The sequence below is a fragment of the Streptomyces sp. NPDC015220 genome, from assembly GCF_043079345.1.
GTDB lineage: Bacteria > Actinomycetota > Actinomycetes > Streptomycetales > Streptomycetaceae > Streptomyces.
Window position 1 is genome coordinate 59,397 of sequence record NZ_JBIBUK010000008.1, and the last position, 19,893, is coordinate 79,289.

Sequence of the window (19,893 nt, forward strand, 5' to 3'; positions counted from 1 at the left end):
TACGGAGCCGGTCGGGCTCGCACGGATCCGGCCGTCCGCTCGCGCGGATCCGGTCGCCCGGTCAGACGGATCCGGCCCGCCGGGTACCCAGGCGGCGGGCGACGACCGCCAGGTCCACGGCGGTGACCAGGGCGAGGGCCGCGCAGACGCCGGCCAGCACGGACAGAACGGTGCTTCCCGGGCTGTCACCAGGGCCGGAACGGGTGGCCCAGTAGGCCAGGAGGGCGGCGGCGACGGCGAAGACGGGCAGGAAGACGCCCGCCAGCAACCGCCGCAGGCGCAGCGGGCTGCGCGCGGTACGCGGCTCGGTGCCGCTGCGTGGCGCGTCGTTGTACACGGTCGTCTCCCTCCGTCGTGCCCCCGCGCTGCCGGCGCCTTCCACGGATCCGGGCGGCGGCCGGCCGATCCCCTGCCCTCAGCCGGGACGTCCTCAGCGGTTGGGGTCGGCCTTGCTGATGTCCGTGAGCGCCAAGTGCACGTCCTCCGTGGTGGCGAGGTCGCCGAGGCTCACCATGCCGACCGGGCAGCCGCCGTGCTCTACGACCGGCAGGCGGCGTACGGCGTACTGGCTCATCAGCTCGGCCGCGTGGTCGGTGGTGTCCTCGGGGGTCAGGGTGACCACCGGGGGCCTGGTGCAGACCGAGCCGGCGGTGGTGGTGTGCGGGTCGTCGCCGTCGGCTACGGCCCGGACGACGATGTCGCGGTCGGTGAGGACGCCGAACAGGTCGCAGTCGTAGGCCACCAGGACGTCACCGACGTTCTGCTCGCGCATCACGCGGGCCGCGCTCTCCAGCGTGGTCATCGGCTCGACGGCCACCGCGCCGGGGGACATCACGTCGCGTACTCGCCGGGTCATGGGGCACCTCCCGGATCCGTGGACGACCGGTCGCGCGCCGCGTAACCGTATCCGGCCGCCCCAAACAACCCGGCCGGCCGCCACGCCTGACCGACCGGTCCCCGCACCGCACCCGACCGGGCCGCCACGCCCCACCCGACCCGCCGCCACGCCCCACCCGACCCTCCGCCACGCCCCACCCGACCCTCCGCCACGCCTCACCCGGCCCGCCGCCACGCCCCACCCGACCCGCCGTCACGCCTCACCCGGCCGGGCGGGCGTCCGGCGGCGGGGCCGCCTGCCAGCCGCTCCACCGGTGGACGTCCATCGCCACCACCGGGCCGTCCGGCGGGTCGGCGCGGTACTGCGGGTACTTGCGGCACAGCCGGGCGACGGCCGCCGCGTACCGTTCGCGTACGGCGGCGTCCGGCGCGTCCGGCCGGACGATCGCGGCCGTGGCGTCGGCCCGGACCCACCACAGACGCTCCCAGTCCTCGTCGTAGGCGTCCACCAGCAGGCACACGGACGGGGCGGCCGCGATGTGGCGCAGCCGTTTCAGATCGGTCGTGCGCTTGGGCTTGCGGTCGACCGCCGTCACGAGGGCGTCCTCGCCCGCCGCGGCGAACACCACCGGCACCAGGTGGGGACGTCCCGCCTCGTCCACGGTGGCCAGCCGGGCCACCCGGGCGGCCGTGAACCGGCGCCGCGCCTGGTCGGGCTCCATCCGGGGCACGGGCGTGACTCCTGTCTCCTGTGTCTCCTGCTCCGCTGCGTGTCCGTGTCCCGCGCCGGGTACCCCGCCGGGACCCGGTCGGCCACACAATGGGCGACGGGGCGAGGTGCCGCCGACGAAGGGAGACGCATGCCGTTGCTCGCTGTTCCGCTGTGGGACGTGGCCAATGGGCAGGGTCTGCGCCAGCTGGCCGAGCTGGGGCTCGCGCTGCTGCTGTCGAGCCTGATCGGCTGGGAGCGGGAGGCCCACCAGAAGAGCGCCGGACTGCGCACCCACACCCTGGTCGGGGTCGCCAGCGCGCTGATGATGGAGGTGTCCCAGCACGGGTTCACCAATGTGCTGGGCCTGACGAACGTGTCCTTCGACCCGTCCCGGGTTGCGGCCCAGATCGTCTCCGGCATCGGTTTCATCGGCGGTGGTCTGATCTTCGTACGGCGGGACGCGGTGCGCGGTCTGACCACGGCCGCCACGATCTGGCTGACCTGCGCCGTGGGCATGGCCTGCGGGGGCGGTCTGCCGATCCTGGCGCTGGCCACCACCGCGCTGCACTTCCTCGTCGTACGCGGCTATCCGCGGCTCTCCGGCCGGCTCGTCCCCGGCGCTGTGCCCGCCACGATCGAGGTGCGGCTGACCTATCTGACCGGGCGGGCCCTGCTGCCGCGCCTGATGGAGGCGTGCACCCGGCGGGGTTTTCGCATCCTGGCCGTGCGGGCCGACCGGCTGCCCGGCCGCACGGACGCGGCCGCCCGGGTGCTGCTGCGCCTGGAGGGCACGGCCGACGCCGGACGTCTGGCGTCCGAACTCTTCCGCGACGAGGGGGTCGTCGACGTCGAGTTCAGTATCGGAGCGGAGGACGAGCAGGAAGCCTGACGCCTGACGCATGGCCGGAAGAGGCCGGGGCGGACGGACGACGACCAAAGGGGCGATTCCCCGACGGCCGGCCCGCGGACGCGGCGGTCGGCCCGCGGACGCGGCGGTCGCCGGGCGGGCCCGCCGCCCGGCCGGGAGGAGTGGGTGCATGGCCCGCGCACGGGCGGGCACCCGGGCGCACTGTGCACCAGGAACCACACGCGTCACGGATTCTGCTCACGGGCTGGTTCAGCTTCCCGGACGGGGAGGCGACCGCCGGGGACGTGCTGGCGCTGCGGCGGGTGGAGGACGTGCTGCGCCGGGCGGGGTTGACCTACGACGTCGCCTGGAGCCCCGGTTTCCGGCCCGGCGCCCTGCATCTGGCCGACGTGCCGCCCGAGCGTTACGAGCGGCTGGTCTTCGTGTGCGGTCCGCTGCACGGGCCGCAGATCGAGGAACTGCACCGCCGGTTCTCGCACTGCGCGCGGATCGCGGTGGGCACCTCGGTGATCGACCCGGACGATCCCGCGGTCACCGGCTTCCACCGGGTGCTCGCCCGGGACGCCCCGACCGCCGAACCGGCCCGGGACCTGGCGGCCCGGGCCCCCGCCCTGCCCGCCCGGCCCGTGGTCGGGGTAATCCTCACCCACGGGCAGCACGAGTACGGGCGGGCCCGGCGGCACGACGCGGTCGCCCGGGAGGTGACCGCATGGCTGCGCGGCAAGGACTGCGCGCGCCTGGAGCTGGAGACACGGCTCGACACGCACGACTGGCGGCTGTGCGCCACCCCCGCGCAGTTGGAAGCCGTACTGCTGCGCCTGGACCTGGTGGTCACCGACCGGCTGCACGGGCTGGTGCTCGCGCTGCGCGCCGGCACGCCCGCGCTGGCGGTGGACCCGGTGGCGGGCGGCGCGAAGGTGACCGCGCAGGCGCGGGCCTGCGGCTGGCCCGCGCTGGTGCGCGCCGAACGGCTGGAGCGGCTGGGCACGGCCGAACTGGATCGCTGGTGGCGGTGGTGCCTGGCCTCCGGGCGGGTCGCCGCACGGCAGTTGCGCGAGGAGTTCGCGGCGGGCACGGGGCGGGACGGGGCGGAGGAACTGGCGGCCGCGTTGCGCCCCCTGCGCGCCGGTTGAGCCAACGCCGGTCCGGGCACCCGGGACACGATGCGGCAGACAGGTCGGTCCCCCCGTAGGAGCAACAGTGTCGACAAACCGACTCCCCGAACACGAGCAGCGGATCCTGGACGAGATAGAGCGCGCCCTCAGCCGTGACCGCCGGCTGGTCCGCCGGCTGCGCACGGTGCGGCGCCGCCGGCGCGGTCCCGACCTCTCCCGGGTGGCGGCCTACGCGCCGCGGCCGTGGACGGTGGTGGTGCTGCTGGCGGTCGCCGCGGCCCTCCTGACGGCCGGTGCCGTCACCTCCCGGCCGGGGGTGATCTGGGCCTTCGCGGCGGTGTGGCCGCTGACCCTGTACGCCGCGTTCCGGCTGCTGTGCCGCCGGATGCGGGCCGGCTGAGCCCGCCCGCGGGCCCGCGGCCGCAGGTCGCGCACCGGCAGCGCCGCGCGTCGAGGGCCGGGCACCGGCCGTATCACCGGCCGTACCAGGATGCCGCCGGTCGCGGACCGACCCGTCGCGAGTCGAGGGCAGGCCGGTCACCACGGGCGAACAGGCCGTGTCGCGCGTCGAGGGCCGGCACCGCCGGAGTGCCGCCGGTGGCCGACCGGCGACGTGTTGGCCCGTACGGGGCCACGGGGACCCCAGCCGCCCTCGCCCCGCAGCCGACCTGCCGAGCCGCTCTTCCCAGCCGACCCGCCGAGCCGCTCTCCCCCAGCCGGCCCGACGGGCCACCCGCCCGATGTCCGGTACGAGCCCGGCGGTCGAGCGCCGCCGGCCCCGCCGTTGTGACGAACGGCGGGGCCGGCGATGGCTCACCGATGGACGCGCTGCCGCGTGGGGCGGCCTTGAGGATCGCGGCATCACCCCGTGTAGCGGCGGGCCTTCGACCGGCGCTGGCTTTCCTCGAGCAGCCGCAGCCGTGCCTCCACCGCGGGCGGCAGCACCCGGCGCTCGCGCAGTACCCACGGCAGGGCGGCGGCCGCCTCGGCGAAGGCGCGCAGGGACGTGGTGTCGCGTGGAACCGTGCGGGCCAGGTGCAGCGTGCGGCGCAGGGCGGGCCGCAGCGGTCGGCGCAGCCAGGTGAACCACAGGGTGTTGCGGATGCCGTCGTGTCGTCGGCGCGTGGCGTCCCGTACGGCGGAGGGTTGGTGATGGATCGTCAGGTGCTCGGCGTAGGTCAGCCACCAGCCGTCCGCCGCCAGGTCCGCGGCGAGCAGTTCCTCCTCTCCGCCGAGCCACAGCCGCGGGTGGAAGCCGCCCGCGCGCCGGAACGCGTCGGCGCGCAGGACGGTCGCCGCGGCCAGGAAGGAGCCGAGGGCCGGTCCGGGCAGCCAGCGCGGCCCGGGCACGGGCGAGTCGCGCAGTTCCTCGACGATCGGGTCCTCGGTGCCGTCCGGTTCGACGAGGATGCGGGCGGTGACGGCGCCGAGCGCGGCGTGCCGGTCGAGCAGATCGGCGGCCCCGGACAGCGCGCCCGGCGCCCACCAGGAGTCGTCGTCGCAGAAGGCCACGTAGGGGGTGTGGACGTGCCGCACGGCGAGGTTGCGGCCGACGGCGCCGAGGTTGCGTCCGGGGGTCAGCAGCCGTACCCGGGGGTGGCGGCGGGCCACGGCGGCGGAGGTGCCGTCGGTGGAACCGTTGTCGGTGACGACGACCTCGGGCCGCTCGGGGAGTTCGGCGAGCCGGTCCAGGGTGCGCAGGAGCTCGGGGCGCCGGTTGTGGGTGATGACCACGACGGTGGTGCGGGGGTCGGTCATACGGGGCCTCCGGGGTCGGTGCCCGCGGTGCCGCCCGTGTCGGTGTCGAGCAGGCGGGCGGCGCGCTCCAGGTACGGGGGCAGGGCCCGGCGGGCGCGCAGGGCGCCCGGCAGCCGGGCCGCCGCCTCGCGCAGCGCGCGCCGGGCGTGCGGGTCGCGGCGGGCCTCGGCGGCCACGGCGCGGGTGCGGGCCATGGCGTACGGCAGGGGACGGCGCAGCCAGGCGGTGAGGAGTTCGTTGCGGCGCTGGACGGCCGGGCGGTCGGTGCGCGGGCCCGGCGCCGGGTGGTGGTGGGCGACCACGCCGGGGCAGTGGGTGACGCCCCAGCCGCGGGCGGCCAGGTCGTAGGCGAGCAGGGTCTCCTCGGCGCCGAAGAAGAGCAGGGGGTGGAAGCCGCCCGCGTCGAGGTAGGCGGTGCGGCGGACCACGCAGGCGCAGGCGAGGAAACCGAGGACCTGGGTGCCGGGCAGGTCGGTGGCGGTTCCGAGCGGTGAGTCGGCGAGGACCTTGTTGAGCGGGTCGGGTTCGTTCTCGGGGCCGACCAGGGTGCGGGCGGCGAGCAGGCCGAGCCGGGGGTGGACGGCGAAGAGGCGGGCGGCCTCGGCCAGCGCGCCGGGCTCCCACCAGGAGTCGTCGTCGCTGAAGGCGACGTAGGGGGTGCGCAGGGCGCGGACGCCGTGGGTGCGGGCGAGGGCGCCCCGGTTGAACGGCAGGGCCAGCACGCGGACCTGTGGGAAGTCGCGGGCGAGCAGGGCCCGGGTGTCGTCGGTGGAGGCGTTGTCGGCCACGACGATCTCGGGCCGCTCGGGCAGGGCGAGCAGGTGGCGCAGGGTGAGGGCGAGGCCGGCGGAGCGGTCGCGGGTGGCGATGACCACGCCTACGGGTGAGCGTTGCATGGTGCTGGTCCCCTCGGGTCAGCTCGACGGCTCGGGGAGCGCGTCGAGGGCGTCCAGGACCTCGGCGGCGGTGATCCTCAGCAGTGCCGGGTCGGGGCGGCGGCCGTGCGGGTCGCCCTCGGGGCCGTGCCACAGGGCGCGGTGGCGGGGATCGTCGGGGGGCGGGCCCCAGCGGCCGGGCGCGACCGGGCCGCAGAGGGTCACCGAGGGGGTGGCGTGGGCGACGGCGAGGTGCGCGATGCCGGTGTCGCCGCTGACGACGGCGCGGGCGTGCGCGACCAGCGCCGAGAACCGGTCGAGAGGCAGGCCGCCGCCGAACACGTCGGTGCCGGGGAGCGCCGCCCGCTCGGCCAGGCGGGCGACGAGGCCGCTCTCGTCGGCTCCGCCGGTGACGACCACGCGCCCGCCCCGGGCGCGCAGGGCCGCGGCGACGGCGGCGAACCGGTCGACGGGCCAGCGGCGGGCGGGCGATCCGGCGCCGGGGTGCAGGACGACCGCGCCGGGAGCCGGTGAGGGTGCGGTGGGCCGGGGCAGCCGCAGGTCGGCGGGGTCGGCGTCGAGGCCGTACCAGCGCAGCAGCCGGCACCAGCGGTCCCGCTCGTGCTCGTCGGCGTACCAGCGCGGGCCCTCGACGCCGGGTGTCCCGGGGTGGGCGAAGGCGAACAGCCGTCCGGGGCCGAGGTCCGCGAGCAGCCGGTGGCTGGGCGGCCCGTTGCCGTGCAGGTCGACGGCTATGTCCGGGGGCGGGCCGGTCCAGTCGAGTGCGGCCGGTACGGCGCGGCCGGGCGCGGCGGCGGGCAGCAGCCGGTCGACGGCGCCGCTCGCCCGGGCGAGCGGCGCCAGCCCGGCCGGCGCGGCGAGCACCACCTCGTGGCCGGGGAACCCCCGCCGCAGGGCGCGCAGCGCGGGCACTCCGGCCAGCAGGTCCCCGAGCCCGAGGGCACGCAGGACGAGCAGACGGGGAACGGCCCCCGCCGCCCCGCCCCGTTCCGCGTCCGCACTCGCATACGCCGCCGCACGGCCGGGCGGGTCCGGAAAGCCGCCCGTCCCGACCGGCCCACCATCGCTGTCCTCGCTCACGGAACGCACGGCACCGGACGCCGCGACGGCGGAGACCGGCCGACCCTGGCCCCGCGACGCGCCCCCGGCCGCGGCCGCCCCCCACCCCTCATTCGCGTACGCCCTACCGCCCGGCGGGTCCAGGAAGCCGGGCGACCCGCCCCGTCCGCCACCGGCGACCGTGCTCGCGCAAGCCACGGCATCGGCCGCCTCGACGGCGGAGACCGACCGGCCCGGGCCGCGCGACGCACCCCCGGCTCCGGCCGGCCCCCGTCCCGCGCCCGGCGTCCCCCCGCTCCCACCGCTCCCACCGCTCCCGGCGGTCGTGGTCGCCGGATGTCGCGGGGGGTGTGCGGCGGGCCTCGGGCGTCGCGCGGCGCCCCGGTCCGTGCTCACCGGGCGCCCTCCGCCGCCCTGGCCATGAGGGCCGTGGAGGAGCGGCCGTCCAGGTAGGGCAGCAGGACGGCCTGGCCGCCCCACTCCTCCAGCAGGGCCGCCTCCGGGAGCTCGGCGCCCGCGTAGTCGCCGCCCTTGACCCAGACGTCGGGGCGGAGCTCGGCCAGCAGGCGTTCGGGGGTGTTCTCGTCGAAGACGGCGACGGCGTCGACGCAGGCCAGGGCGTGCAGGACGCGCACGCGGTCGGCCAGTGGGTTGACCGGCCGGCCCCCGCCCTTGCGGCGCCGTACGGAGGAGTCCGAGTTGACGCAGACGACCAGGCAGTCGCCGATCCGCCGGGCGGCCTGGAGCAGACCGACATGGCCGGCGTGCAGCAGGTCGAAGCAGCCGCCCGCGGCGACGACCGTGCCGCCGGCCGCCCGGACCCGGGCGATCAGGGCGGCCGGGTCCTCGCCCGGGAGCGGAGTGTCCGGGGTGTGCTCGGCGCCGAGCACACCGCCCGCTCCGCCCGCGCCGACGAAGGCGGTCGCCGCGGTGACGGCGCCCTCCACGGCCTCCCCCACGAGCGCGCCGTCCGCGAGCAGCCCGGCCGCCGTGGCGGCGAAGCGGTCGCCGGCGCCGCACGGGTCACCGTGGTGCGCGGCGGCCACCGGGACCAGCAGCGGGTGCTCCCCGTACGACAGCAGCGCGCCGCGCGCGCCGAGGGTGACCGCGACGGCGGCGACCCGCCAGTGCCGGACCAGGGCGCAGGCCTCCCGGGCGACGGCGCGCAGTTCGTTGCCGCAGGGACCGCTGGGGCTGTTCGGGCTGTTCGGGCTGTTCGGGCTGTTCGGGCTGTTCGGGCTGTTCGGGCTGTTCGGGCCCTCGGCACCGCCCGGGCCGTTCACGGATCCGTCCCCGCTCGCGCGGGTGGTGCCGTCCGGGTCCCCGGCCGCTCCGGCGGGCAGCGCGGACGCGAAGGCATGGGCCTCCGAGCGGGCCGGGGTGACCAGCCGGGCCCCCGGCACGGGCGGGCCGCCGCGCGGGTGCGGGTCCCAGACCACCGGGGGACGTCCGGACAGCTCGGTGCGCAGGGCGTCCACCGTGCCCCGGCCGTAGTCGGAGACCAGGACGGCACAGGCGGCGGCGAGCGCCGCCCGGGCCTCGGCGGTGGCCTCCCGGGCCCGGCCGTCGCCCCGGTCGAGGCGGACCACCGGACGGCCCTGGGCCAGCACCCGGGTCTTCTGCGACAGTTCGCCGGCCATCGGCAGGGCGACGAGGGTCAGCCGGTTCTCGAGGAGCCCGCGCAGTTCGCGGCCGGCCGGCCCGTCGTCCAGGCCGGTGATCAGGGTGACGTCGCGGCCGTCGCGGGCGGCGAGGTACGCGGCGAGGGCGGCGCCGCCCGGTCGTACCCGCTCGTCGCAGTCGGCGACGACCGGTACGGGTGCGTCGGGCGCCAGCCGGTCGGCGTGTCCGGTGAGGTCGCGGTCCAGCAGGGCGTCGCCGACCACGACCAGGGGTGCCTTGCCCGTCATGTCACCTCCCGTGCCGTTCCAGCGCGGCGTCGAACGCGGCGCAGACCATGTGCACCGCGACCAGGTGGAGTTCCTGCACGGTGGCGGTGGAGGCCCCGGCCGCGCACAGCGCCTCGTCGCTGCCGGCGCTGAGCGGGTTGGGCGCCGGTCCGGTCAGCGCCCAGACGCGCAGGCCGGCCGCCCGCCCGGCGTCGGCGGCGGAGAGCAGGTTGGCGCTGGCGCCGCTGGTGGACAGCAGCATCAGCACGTCTCCCCGGCGGCCGTGGGCGCGGACCTGGCGGGCGAACACCTCGTCGACGCCGTAGTCGTTGGCGATGGCGGTGGTGCTGGAGGTGTCGGCGTGCAGGGCTATCGCGGAGAACGGCGGGCGGTCGTCACGGTAGCGGCCGACGAGTTCGGCGGTGAGGTGCTGGGCCTGGGCGGCGCTGCCGCCGTTGCCCGCGGCCAGCAGCCGGCCGCCGCCGCCGAGCACGGCGGCCAGCCGTTCGCCCCACCGCTGGGTGATGTGCGCGGACGCGCGGAACCGGCCCAGGGCGACGAGGAGTTCGTCGCAGTGTCCGGCCACTGCCGGTGTTCCCACGGTCATGACGTCACCTCCGGGAAGTCGGTTGCCATCAGGCCACCTCCGAGCCCACCGCCTGGCCGGCCGCGGCCCGCCGGTAGACCTGTTCGGCGCCGTGGGCGACGCGCCGCCAGGTGAAGCGGGCGAGGACGCGTTCGCGGCCGGCCGTTCCGTAGCGGCGGCGGGTCCGGTCGCTGCCGAGCAGGTCGCGGACGGCGGCGGCGAGCGCCGCCGGGTCGCCCTCGGGCACGAGCCGGCCGGTGCGCCCGTCGGCGACCGAGTCGCGGTGGCCGCCCACGTCGGTGGCGACGACGGGCACCGCGCACGCCATGGCCTCAAGCGGCACGATCCCGAAGGGTTCGTAGGTGGGTGTGCACAGCACCAGGTCGGCGCTGCGCATCAGGGCGGGCATCCGGGCCGGGTCGACGGCGCCCAGCAGCCGGACCCGGTCGGCGACGCCCTCCGCCTCGGCCAGTCCCAGCAGCCGGCGCGCCTCGGGTTCGGTGCGCAGCAGGCCGGGCGGCGGCCCGCCGGCGACCAGGAGTTCGGTGTGCGGGACCCGGGTGAGGGCGCGGATCGCCCGGTCGTAACCCTTGCGGCGGACCAGCCGGCCGCAGGAGAGCAGCCGGTGGCGCTGTCGGCGGGCGGGGGCGGTGGCAAGGTCCGCGCCGGGATGGAAGTGGGTGGCGTCGACGCCGCAGGGGACGACGGACACCTGGCGCGGTGAGACGCCCATGGCGGCGAGTTCGTGCACCTCGTCGGTGCAGGTGGCCAGGACCCGGTCGCAGGTGCGGGCGATCTGCCGTTCGATGCCTATGCGTTCGCGCGGGCTGGTGTCCTCCCGGCCCTGGTGGCGGCGCTTGACGGTGCCGAGGGCGTGGAAGGTCTGGACGACCGGGACGCCGTGCGGTCCGGCGCCGAGCAGGGAGGCCATGCCGGACATCCAGAAGTGCGCGTGCACGACGTCGGGCCGTTCGCGGTGCCAGACCCGGGCCAGGTACGCGCCGAAGGCGGGCATGTGCTCGAACATGTCGTCCTTGGAGATGACCTCGGGCGGCCCGGCCGGCACGTGCTCGACGACGGCGCCGCCGGGCAGCGGCACCCGGTCGGGCAGCTCGGCCGAGTCGCGCCGGGTGTAGACGGTGACGTCGTGTCCGCGGCGCGCCAACTCCTCGGTGAGGCGGGCGACGTAGACGTTCTGGCCACCGGCGTCGACCCCGCCGAGCGCGGCGAGCGGGCTCGCGTGCTCGGACACCATGGCGATCCTCATCGGGTGACCTCCTTCAGCAGCCGCTCCCAGTCGTCCAGGAAGCGGGTCAGCCCGTAGCGGGCGAGCGCGGCGGCGCGCGCCGCCTCGCCGACCGAGCGGGCGTACAGCGGGTCGGCGACGAAGTCCCGTACGGCGTCGGTCAGTACGTCGATCCGGTTGGAGACCACCCCGGCGCCCGGCGGCACGGCATCGCCGACCTCGGTGGTGGCGAGGGCGACCACGGGCATGGCCAGGTGCATCGCCTCCAGCATGGACAGGCCCAGGGAGGTCCAGCGGACCGGATGGAGGTACAGACGGCGCCTGGCCATCTCCGTGTGCAGGTCGGCCTGGACCAGTTCGTGGGAGCGGCAGCGCCCGGGCGGCAGGCCGAGGTGGCCGGCCAGGCCGTCGGTGCGCATGCCGTAGACGTCGAGCGGGGCGGCGTGCGCGAACGCGGGCAGCAGGTCGGTGCCGGTCGTACGGCCGCGCCGCACCGGCTCGTTGACGACGACAGCCGCGTGCGGGAGCTCGCCGGTCCAGCGCGGGCCGGGGTCGACGATGCCGTGTTCGATGACGCGGGTCTCGGTGCTCCCCGCGTCCCACATCAGCCGGTTGAAGTGGGTGACGTGCACGAGCGGGACGTCGCCGGGCAGTTGGGCGGCCGGGTGCCGGGTGTCGGGGACGTCGCCGTGCGGGGCGTTGTGCTCCAGGTACACCATCGGCGGCGTACGGCCCAGCCACCGCCGTACCAGGGCGTGCTCGTGCGGTCGTTGCAGCACCACCAGGTCGATGCCGGCGTCGCGCAGTCGCTCCGGCGGGAGTTCGACCACCGACCCGGGCCAGTCGAAGGTGCGGGCGCGGCCGAGGCCGTCGGGCCCCCGGTCGGGGGTCACGGGGACGACGTAGGTGTGCGGGCCCTGGACGAACGCGGTCGTCCACGAGCCGTGCACGTGCCAGATGAGGATCCTCACGACCGCATCACCTTCTCCACCGCGGCGAGCACGTCGTCGGCCGTCACCGACTCCAGACAGGGGTGGCCGGGCACCGGGCAGTCCCGGGCGCGGCTGCCGGCGCACGGCGCCCGCTGGTCGCCGAGCAACACGTGGGGGACGCCGTAGGGGCGCCAGCGCTCGGCCGGTACGACCGGCGCGAACAGGGAGACGACGGGGGTGCCCACGGCTGCGGCCAGGTGCGCGGGACCGGTGTTGCCGGTGACGACCGCGCGGGCGCCCGCGAGCACGCCGGAGAGCTCGGCGGCCGCGGTGCGTCCGCCGAGGTCGAGTCCGTGCCCGCCGGCGACGCACGCGGTCAGGTCCTTCTCGCCCCGGCCGCCGGTGACGACGACCCGGTGCCCGGCCGCGGTGAGTACCCGTACGGTCTGCGCGCAGCGCTCCGGGCTCCAGGCACGGGCGGGGACGCTCGCCCCGGGGTGCAGCACGACGTACGGCCGCGGGCCGGTCAGACCGCTGGTGTCCGGCGGCGGCAGCACACGGAGCCGTCCGTCGTCGGGGCACGGGAAGCCGGCGGCCTCGGCGAGGTCGAGGGCGGCCTCGGCCTCGTGGGCGTGCGGGTCGCGGCGGTGGCGTACGTCGAGCAGGGCGCCGGGGTAGTCCACGCTGTCCGCGGCGATGTGCCGTACGCCGGCCAGGCGCAGCAGCAGGGCGGTGGGCAGCGGGGACTGGTGGAAGGAGGTCAGGACGAGAGTGGTGTCGGCGGCGAGGGCGCCGATGGCGTCGAGGAGTTCCTCGATCTCGGCGCGGTCGACGGGTGGCGGCTCGAAGCCGGCCCAGGGCGCGTCCCAGACCAGGATCTCGTCCACCGCGGGCAGCAGGCGTGCGGCGGGTTCGCCGCGTGGTCCGCACAGGAGGGCGACCCGGTCGGCGCGGGCGGCGACAGCACGCACGGCGGGCCCGGCGAGCAGCACGTCGCCGAAGCTGTCGAGCCGGGTGACGAGAGCCTTCATCTGGACCTCCGGCCGTCGTCGTGGGCGGGTGCGGTCGCGGGACGACCGGGAGTCCGCGCCGGGGTGACCGATCGGACGGGTCCGGCGCGGTCGGCGGACCGTGCGCGGCCGGCGGACCGGGTGGGTTCGGTGGTCCGGGCGGGCTCGAACGGGCGGCCCTGGCGGTAGGCCGCCCGGATCGGACGCTGGTCGGCCAGGACCACGCCCCACGGCGGTCCGGACAGGACGGCCCGGACGGCGGTCAGCAGGTTCGGCGCCACATGGCCGGCGGCGGCGGTCTCCTCGGGGCGGGTGACCGGTGTGGGGACCAGGATGCCGTGGGCGCCGGCGCGGCGGGCGGCCTCCATGTCGGCGCCGATGTCGCCGATCACGACGACGTCCCCGGGCCTGACCCCCATCCGGTCCGCGGCCCGGTGGATCAGGCCCGGACGCGGTTTGCGGCAGGGGCAGCCGTCCTCGGGGCCGTGCGGGCAGACGGCCCACGCGTCGAAGGGGCCGAGCAGCGCGTCGACGCGTTCGTTGACGCGGCGGACGTCGGCGGCGCGGATCAGACCGCGGGCCACGCCCGACTGGTTGGTGACGACCGCGGTGCCGATGCCCTCGGCCCGCAGCAGTTCCACGGCCTCCCGGGCGTCCGCGACCGGGCGTACCCGATCGGGGTCGCCGTTGTAGGGGACGTCCTCGACGAGGGTGCCGTCGCGGTCGAACAGCACGGCCCTGATCGCCCGGGGCACAGCCCTGACCGGATTCACGGGGACACCTCCCGCCAGGCGGGGGCCGACCGGTGGCGCCACAGTCCGCTCAGCCAGTGCCAGGTGGCGGCGGGCGGGATGAGGACGCTGGTGACGGCCATGGTGACCACCTCGTCACGGGTGCGCGGTCCGGGGGCGATCCGCGCCCACGCGAACTCGGCGGTGCCCGCCGCCCAGCCGAGCGCGGCGCCGGCGGCGGCCCGGGGCCGGCCGGCCGCGGCGAGGAGACAGGCGGCGGCCCCGGCGGCGGTGACGGCCAGGTGGGAGCGGATCCGGCCGCGCGGGGCGACCGCCTTCCGCCACCAGTCGGGTCCGTGCAGCCGCAGCATCAGGGCGTCGTCGGCGTTGCCGCGCTGGGCGCGCAGGGAGACCCAGCGGTCGGCGGGGCGGACCGGGTGGCGGGTGGTGCGGCGTCCCTGGCGGATGCGCCAGCCGGCGTCCAGGACGCGCAGCGCCAGGTCCGCGTCCTCGCGGAAGGCCCGGGTGAAGCGTTCGTCGAAGCCGGCCACCTGCTTGAGCGTGTCGGTGCGGTAGGCCATGTCGGCGGTGATCCAGCGGGCCCGGGCGAGCCCGGCGGTGCCCCGCTCCCAGTCGGTGGGGCGGCGTTCGCCGGGCAGCGGCACGGCGATGACGCCCTGGACGGCCCCGGTGTCGGAGCTCGCCTCGGCCAGGTCCTGCGCCAACTGGTCGCACCAGTGCGGCCCGACCTGGACGTCGTCGTCGAGGAACGCCACCCAGGGCGTGGTGACCGCGCGCATACCGGTGTTGCGGGCGGCGGCGGGGCCGCGGCCGCCGCCGGCCAGCACGGTGGTGCGGGCCCGCAGGTCGCCCAGCACGTTCAACGGGTGGTGCAGCGCGCCCGGTTCGGGATCGGGCCGGTCGTCGACGAGGACGATCTCCTCCGGCCCGGGGCCGTGCGCGGCGGCGAGTGCGGCCAGGCAGTCGGCCAGGCTGTCCCGGGCGAGGGTGGGGATCACCACGGCGTAAGGGGGCCCGGCGGACCGCGCCTCGTCGGTGCGGCCGGTCCCGGTGGGCCGGCCCTCGTCGGTGCGGCTCATGCGTACGCCCTTCCCCTGCGCACCGCGTACGGGCCGATGGCGAGCAGGTCGACGGGCGCGGAGCCGAAGCACTCCAGGGCGTCGCGCGGGTCGTCGACCATGGGCCGGCCGGCGGTGTTGAGGCTGGTGTTGACGACGACGGGCAGCCCGGTGCGCCGCTCGAAGCCGCGCAGCATCCGGGCGACCAGCGGCTCCTGACGCTCGTCGACGGTCTGGACGCGGGCGGTGCCGTCGACGTGCACCACGGCCGGGACGCGGTCCCGCCAGTCGCGGTGGACGTCGTGCACGAAGAGCATGTACGGGCTCGGGAGCGGCCCGTGGAACAGCTCGTGGGCGCGTTCGGCGAGCACCATGGGCGCGACCGGCCGGAACTCCTCTCGGCCCTTGACCCGGTTGAGCCGTTCCAGGTTCTCGGCGCGGCCGGGGTGGGCGAGCAGCGAGCGGTGTCCGAGGGCGCGCGGCCCGTACTCGCCACGGCCCTGGAACCAGGCGACGACACCGTCCCGGGCCAGTTCCGCGGCGACCGTCTCGGCGATGTCGGCGGGCCGCTCGTACGGTACGGCGGCCTCCTGGAGCCAGTGGCGCAGTTCCTCGTCGCTCCAGCCGCGCCCCAGGTCGGCGCCGGACATGGGCTCGGGCGCGGCGCCCTCGCTCGCGGCCAGGTACAGGGCGCCGCCGAGCGCGGTTCCGGCGTCACCGGCGGCCGGCTGCACCCACACGTGGCGGTACGGGCCCCTCGCGGCGATCTTCGAGTTGGCGACGCAGTTGAGGGCGACGCCGCCGGCCATGGCGAGGGCTTCGCCGCCCGCCTCGCGGTGCAGCCAGTGCACGAGTTCGAGCAGCACCTCCTCCAGGACGGCCTGGCAGCTCGCGGCGAGGTCGGCGTGGTCCCGGCTCCACGGTTCGTGCCCGGCGCGCGGTGGGGCGAGGGCGGCCCAGTCGACGCCGTGGGCGCGGAAGCCGCCGTCACCGGTGGGGTGGACGTACTGGCGCAGCCGGGGCAGGAAGCGGGGCTCGCCGTAGGAGGCGAGCGCCATGACCTTGTACTCGTCGCTGCTGCGCAGGAAGCCGAGGTGTTCGGTCAGTTCCTCGTAGAACAGACCGAGGGAGTCGGGCAGCGCCTGGGCGGCGAGGGTGTCGAGCTTGCCGTCGTGGAAGCGGCCCGCGAGGTGGGAGGCGGCCTCGCCGCGGCCGTCCAGGACGAGGACGGCGCTGTCCGGGTGCGGGGAGGCGGGACCGGCGGAGGCCGCGTGCGCGATGTGGTGCGGGACGAAGACGACCTTCGCGGGGTCGAGTCCGGGCAGCGCCTCGGCGAGGAACTCGGGGGCGCGGCGGGCGTACTCCAGGCGCAGCGGGTCCCATGGGTCGAACAGGCCCAGGTCGGCGGCGGGCCGAGCGAGGGCGGGGTCGAAGGAGTAGGTGACCGCGTCCAGCTCCGCCGGCCGCAGGCCCGCGTGTTCGAGGCACCAGCGGGCGGAGAGTTCCGGCAGTTCCCAGGCGGAGAACGGCACCGGGCGCTTGCCGTGCTTGCGGCGGCTGAAGCGCTCCTCCTCGCCGGCCGCGACCGTCGTGCCGTCGACGACGAGCGCGGCGGCCGGGTCGTGGAACAGGGCGTTGATACCAAGGATGCGCATGGGGGTGGCTCCGTCCCGTCGGGCGGGTGTGCGGCGTATGGGGTCCACAGGTCACACCGGGCACATCACGCACTTCAGGCATCTGGGTGCCGCGCTGCGGCTGTCTCAAACACGTGAAGTCAACTGACCACGACAAAGACCAGATTTTCAGCACGTATAGTGCTTTGTTCACCCACGGTGACGATGCCTGGCGGGGGCGGCACAGTACGGTTCAGGACACCGCGGTCTACTGAGGCCGGACCTGGCCCCGGACGGACCGGTCCAGATGCCGGACGGACCGGCCCTGATGCCGGACGGACCAGTCGCGTCGGGCGAACGGAGGGATCCTCCCGGTCGGCGGAGCGGTCCTGCCGACCAGCCGATCCGGGGTGCTGCCGATCCGGGGTGCTGCCGGTCCGGGGCGCCGGCCCTCGCGCGCGCCGCCGGGGCCGTCAGGCCGCCGCCGCGCGGGCGAACCAGCCGATGGTGCGCTCCAGGCCCTCGTTCCAGTCGACGCGCGGCCGCCAGCCGAGGCGTTCCCGGGCCAGCCGGGTGTCGGGGCGGCGGCGGCCGGGGTCGTCGACGGGCCGGTCGACGAACCGGATGCGGGAGGCGGAGCCGGTGAGCTCCACGATCCGCCGGGCCAGCGCGAGCACGGTGATCTCGTCGCCGCCGCCGATGTTCACCGGTCCGGTCTCGCGGGCCGCGGCCAGGGCGAGGACGCCGTCGACCGTGTCGTCGACGTAGCACAGCGACCGGGTCTGGCCGCCGTCGCCCGCGACGGTGAGCGGAGCGCCGTCCAGGGCCTGCGCGATGAAGGTGGGCACCGCGCGGCCGTCGCCGGTGCGCATCCGTGGGCCGTAGGTGTTGAAGATGCGGACGATGGCGGTGTCGGTGCCGTGGACCCGGTGGTGCGCGGTGACCAGGGCCTCGGCGAACCGCTTGGACTCGTCGTAGACGCTGCGCGGGCCGACGGGATTGACGTTGCCCCAGTAGCTCTCGCGCTGCGGGTGCTCCAGGGGGTCGCCGTAGACCTCGGAGGTGGAGGCGAGCAGGAAACGGGCGCCGTCGGCGCGGGCGCGCTCCAGGGCGGCGCGGGTGCCGGTGCTGCCGGCGTCGAGGGTCTCCAGCGGCAGCCGCAGGTAGTCGGCGGGCGAGGCGGGGCACGCGAAGTGCAGGACCAGGTCGAAGGCGCCGGGCAGGCCGCGTACGGCGTCGGGGTCGGTGGCGTCGGCGCGGACGAACCGGAAGCCGCCGTGGCGTTCCAGCTCGGCCACGTTGGCGTGCGCGCCGGTGGACAGGTTGTCCAGGCACACGACGGCGGCGCCGGCGTCGAGCAGGCGCGCGCAGAGATGGGAGCCCACGAAGCCGGCTCCGCCGGTCACCAGTGCCCGGCGCCAGGTGTGTCCGCTCACCGGACTCTCCTCCCTCTCGCCTTCACTTGCGTGTCGGTTTGAGTAACCCGGCGCCAGAACGGCACACATGGGGCATATTCATCGACCTGGTATTCGGTGATCGTTTATTCGACCCCGCTATACACTGCGTCTATACCCGCTCTGTAGAGTCCGCGCATGCCTTCTGTGACCAGGAAGATGACGAAAACGGGGACGGGGTTGCGCAGTACGGCCGCGCTCGCGGCGGCCGCCGCTCTGGTGCTGACGCTGGCCGGCTGCGGGCGTGGCGACACCACGCCGAGCGCCGCGCGCGCCCAGGCCGCGGCGGGCGCGCCGGGCCGGTTCGGCACGGTCGACTGCCGGCAGGCCAAGTGCGTCGCGCTCACCTTCGACGCCGGGCCGAGCGAGAACTCCGCGCGACTGCTCGACATCCTCAAGGAGAAGCAGGTCCCCGCGACCTTCTTCCTGCTCGGTGCGCGGCACATCGAGAAGTACCCGGAACTGGTCGAGCGGATGGCCGCCGAGGGCCACGAGGTGGCGAGCCACACCTGGGACCACAAGATCCTGACGCGGATATCCGAGGCGCAGATACGCGACGAGATCCAGCGCCCGAACGACGCGATAGAGCGCCTGATCGGGCACAGGCCGACGCTGATGCGCCCGCCCCAGGGCCGTACGAACGACACCGTGCACCGGATCTGCGAGGAACTCGGCATGTCCGAGGTCCTGTGGAGCGTGACGGCCAAGGACTACACCACCGACGACTCCGCGCTGATCACCAAGCGCGTCCTCGACCAGGTGTCCCGGGACGGGATCATCCTGCTGCACGACATCTACCGGGGCACGGTGCCGGCCGTGCCCGGGGTCATCGACGCGCTGAAGGCGCGGGGGTACGTCTTCGTGACGGTGCCTCAACTGCTCGCGCCGGGCAAGCCGGTACCGGGGAAGGTGTACCGCCCTTGACATCCACCCGGGCCTGAAGGCCCGCGATTCCCGCCTGCTCCCACAGGTTGTGTGGGCCGCTTCGGGTGGGTTCCTGCTTCGTCACGCGGTGCGGGCACGGATGCCCGTCTCACCTGCGCTCCACTGGCTGTCACCGCCCATCCGGCGGCCTTGGCGACGTTGACTGCCGCGTTCACGTCCCGGTCGAGGACCGCCCCGCACGCCCCGCACGTCCAGGTGCGGACGTCAGCCCGTCCGGCGGACCGGCCCGGTTCGATGGTCGAGGCGCGAGTTCCGCGGTGGGGTGCGGACGAACACCGGCCGCACGGTGAGCGGGGGCGTACGGCCACCCGGGGGTGCCCCGGGCGCGAACACGCGGTGGGGCGGCCCCGACTGCCTACGATCGTCCCGTGGTCTTCTTCTCCCTGGAACGCACACCGCCGCTCCCCCTCGACGAGACCTGGCGGCGGCTCACACGGTGGCCCCGCCACGCCGACGTGGTCCCGCTGACCCGGATCACCGTGGTCACCTCCGCGCCGACCCGCGAGGGCACGCGCTTCGTGGCCAGTACCGGAATCGGCCCGCTCCGCTTCGACGACCGCATGGAGGTCACGGTCTGGCGTCCGCCGACCGACGGGGAACCGGGCCTGTGCCGACTGGAGAAACGGGGCCGGGTGGTCCTGGGCTGGGCCGAGATCGAGGTGCGGCCCGGGCCCGGCGGCCGTGCCCGGATGGTGTGGCGCGAGGAGATCGGGGTGCGGTTCCTGCCCGCCGCCTTCGATCCCGTCCTTCAACGCGTGGCGCGCGCGATGTACGGACGGGCGGTGAACAAGCTGCTGCGGCGAGCGTGACGCGCCCCCCGGCGAGGGCGTTCGGCTCCGCTCCGCCCGTCCGGCCGACGGGAGCCGGCGGACCCCGGCGGGCTCCGGTGGCTTCCAGGCCCCGCGGGTGCCGCCGGAACAGCGGTAAGCCGACGCGCCGTTGGGGCAGCACGCACCGCCCCGGCCCTGGATCCGACCGGACCGGGCCGAGCGACCCGCGACACCCGGCCGACGGCAGCCGACCGGCCTTGGCCGGCTCCGGTGGGCTCCAAGCCCCGCCACGACCACCGGAACAGCGGTACCCCGATGCGCCGTCACGGCAACTCGCCCGCCCCGGCTCAGACGGGATCGGGCCGGACGGTCGGCGGCCTGCGGGCGGCCTGT

21 protein-coding genes are annotated in these 19,893 nt (G+C 76.1%); 5 read left to right on the plus strand and 16 right to left on the minus strand.

Annotated elements, in window-relative coordinates; genetic code table 11:
- Positions 1–61: 61 nt before the first annotated feature.
- From ACF061_RS18460 to ACF061_RS18470, 3 genes are all read right to left on the minus strand, one after another.
- Complete coding sequence (locus ACF061_RS18460) at positions 62–337, minus strand: DUF6343 family protein (RefSeq protein ID WP_392267932.1); 276 nt, start codon at positions 335–337, stop codon at positions 62–64.
- Positions 338–430: 93 nt separating this feature from the next.
- A complete protein-coding gene (locus ACF061_RS18465; protein WP_392267933.1) occupies positions 431–856 on the minus strand; it encodes a CBS domain-containing protein in 426 nt (141 codons plus the stop codon).
- Positions 857–1,097: 241 nt separating this feature from the next.
- On the minus strand, positions 1,098–1,568 hold the full coding sequence (locus tag ACF061_RS18470; protein WP_392267934.1) for a TIGR03668 family PPOX class F420-dependent oxidoreductase: 471 nt from the start codon (positions 1,566–1,568) through the stop codon (positions 1,098–1,100).
- 129 nt (positions 1,569–1,697) lie between these two features.
- Between ACF061_RS18470 and ACF061_RS18475 the strand changes: the two genes are divergently transcribed.
- The 3 genes from ACF061_RS18475 (at position 1,698) to ACF061_RS18485 (ending at position 3,932) form a co-directional block, all read left to right on the plus strand.
- Entirely contained in the window at positions 1,698–2,438 is a 741-nt protein-coding gene (locus tag ACF061_RS18475) for an MgtC/SapB family protein (protein ID WP_392267935.1), read from the plus strand.
- A 182-nt stretch (positions 2,439–2,620) separates the two neighbouring features.
- Positions 2,621–3,550: a polysaccharide pyruvyl transferase family protein gene (locus ACF061_RS18480; protein WP_392267936.1), complete on the plus strand. Its 930-nt coding sequence runs from the start codon at positions 2,621–2,623 to the stop codon at positions 3,548–3,550.
- A gap of 67 nt (positions 3,551–3,617) precedes the next feature.
- Positions 3,618–3,932: a DUF3040 domain-containing protein gene (locus ACF061_RS18485; protein WP_392267937.1), complete on the plus strand. Its 315-nt coding sequence runs from the start codon at positions 3,618–3,620 to the stop codon at positions 3,930–3,932.
- A 461-nt stretch (positions 3,933–4,393) separates the two neighbouring features.
- Here ACF061_RS18485 and ACF061_RS18490 read toward each other — a convergent pair whose 3' ends face one another.
- From ACF061_RS18490 to ACF061_RS18545, 12 genes are all read right to left on the minus strand, one after another.
- Positions 4,394–5,290, minus strand: a complete 897-nt coding sequence (locus tag ACF061_RS18490) for a glycosyltransferase family 2 protein (protein WP_392267938.1) — start codon at positions 5,288–5,290, stop codon at positions 4,394–4,396.
- Positions 5,287–6,186, minus strand: a complete 900-nt coding sequence (locus tag ACF061_RS18495; RefSeq protein ID WP_392267939.1) for a glycosyltransferase family 2 protein — start codon at positions 6,184–6,186, stop codon at positions 5,287–5,289. Before ACF061_RS18495 ends, ACF061_RS18490 begins: the two co-directional genes overlap by 4 nt.
- Before the next feature lie 18 nt (positions 6,187–6,204).
- On the minus strand, positions 6,205–7,143 hold the full coding sequence (locus ACF061_RS18500; protein ID WP_392268126.1) for a glycosyltransferase family 9 protein: 939 nt from the start codon (positions 7,141–7,143) through the stop codon (positions 6,205–6,207).
- Positions 7,144–7,637: 494 nt separating this feature from the next.
- A complete protein-coding gene (gene rfaE2, locus ACF061_RS18505; RefSeq protein ID WP_392267940.1) occupies positions 7,638–9,155 on the minus strand; it encodes a D-glycero-beta-D-manno-heptose 1-phosphate adenylyltransferase in 1,518 nt (505 codons plus the stop codon).
- Position 9,156: 1 nt separating this feature from the next.
- A complete protein-coding gene (locus ACF061_RS18510) occupies positions 9,157–9,741 on the minus strand; it encodes an SIS domain-containing protein (RefSeq protein WP_392267941.1) in 585 nt (194 codons plus the stop codon).
- 28 nt (positions 9,742–9,769) lie between these two features.
- On the minus strand, positions 9,770–10,987 hold the full coding sequence (locus tag ACF061_RS18515; protein WP_392267942.1) for a glycosyltransferase: 1,218 nt from the start codon (positions 10,985–10,987) through the stop codon (positions 9,770–9,772).
- Positions 10,984–11,937, minus strand: coding sequence for a glycosyltransferase (locus tag ACF061_RS18520; RefSeq protein ID WP_392267943.1), 954 nt, complete (start codon positions 11,935–11,937; stop codon positions 10,984–10,986). Before ACF061_RS18520 ends, ACF061_RS18515 begins: the two co-directional genes overlap by 4 nt.
- Positions 11,934–12,929: a glycosyltransferase family 9 protein gene (locus ACF061_RS18525; RefSeq protein ID WP_392267944.1), complete on the minus strand. Its 996-nt coding sequence runs from the start codon at positions 12,927–12,929 to the stop codon at positions 11,934–11,936. The genes ACF061_RS18520 and ACF061_RS18525 overlap by 4 nt, the downstream gene beginning before the upstream one ends.
- Positions 12,926–13,681 (minus strand): D-glycero-alpha-D-manno-heptose-1,7-bisphosphate 7-phosphatase, encoded by a 756-nt coding sequence (locus tag ACF061_RS18530; protein ID WP_392267945.1) that lies wholly within the window; start codon positions 13,679–13,681, stop codon positions 12,926–12,928. Before ACF061_RS18530 ends, ACF061_RS18525 begins: the two co-directional genes overlap by 4 nt.
- Positions 13,678–14,739, minus strand: a complete 1,062-nt coding sequence (locus tag ACF061_RS18535) for a glycosyltransferase family 2 protein (protein WP_392267946.1) — start codon at positions 14,737–14,739, stop codon at positions 13,678–13,680. The genes ACF061_RS18530 and ACF061_RS18535 overlap by 4 nt, the downstream gene beginning before the upstream one ends.
- The gene (locus ACF061_RS18540; protein WP_392267947.1) at positions 14,736–16,373 is read right to left on the minus strand and encodes a carbamoyltransferase; all 1,638 of its coding nucleotides are present in this window, start codon (positions 16,371–16,373) and stop codon (positions 14,736–14,738) included. The genes ACF061_RS18535 and ACF061_RS18540 overlap by 4 nt, the downstream gene beginning before the upstream one ends.
- A 431-nt stretch (positions 16,374–16,804) precedes the next feature.
- Positions 16,805–17,767, minus strand: a complete 963-nt coding sequence (locus tag ACF061_RS18545) for an SDR family NAD(P)-dependent oxidoreductase (RefSeq protein ID WP_392267948.1) — start codon at positions 17,765–17,767, stop codon at positions 16,805–16,807.
- A 177-nt stretch (positions 17,768–17,944) separates the two neighbouring features.
- Here ACF061_RS18545 and ACF061_RS18550 point away from each other — a divergent pair, with 177 nt between their 5' ends.
- Positions 17,945–18,709 carry a polysaccharide deacetylase family protein gene (locus ACF061_RS18550; protein ID WP_392268127.1) on the plus strand — a complete coding sequence of 255 codons (765 nt, stop codon included), beginning with the start codon at positions 17,945–17,947 and terminating at the stop codon, positions 18,707–18,709.
- Here the strand turns inward: ACF061_RS18550 and ACF061_RS18555 are convergent.
- Positions 18,658–19,179 carry a zinc ribbon domain-containing protein gene (locus tag ACF061_RS18555; protein ID WP_392267949.1) on the minus strand — a complete coding sequence of 174 codons (522 nt, stop codon included), beginning with the start codon at positions 19,177–19,179 and terminating at the stop codon, positions 18,658–18,660. The genes ACF061_RS18550 and ACF061_RS18555 overlap by 52 nt on opposite strands.
- Here ACF061_RS18555 and ACF061_RS18560 point away from each other — a divergent pair.
- The gene (locus ACF061_RS18560) at positions 19,099–19,539 is read left to right on the plus strand and encodes an SRPBCC family protein (RefSeq protein ID WP_392267950.1); all 441 of its coding nucleotides are present in this window, start codon (positions 19,099–19,101) and stop codon (positions 19,537–19,539) included. The two genes, ACF061_RS18555 and ACF061_RS18560, sit on opposite strands and share 81 nt — an antisense overlap.
- Positions 19,540–19,893 lie beyond the last annotated feature (354 nt).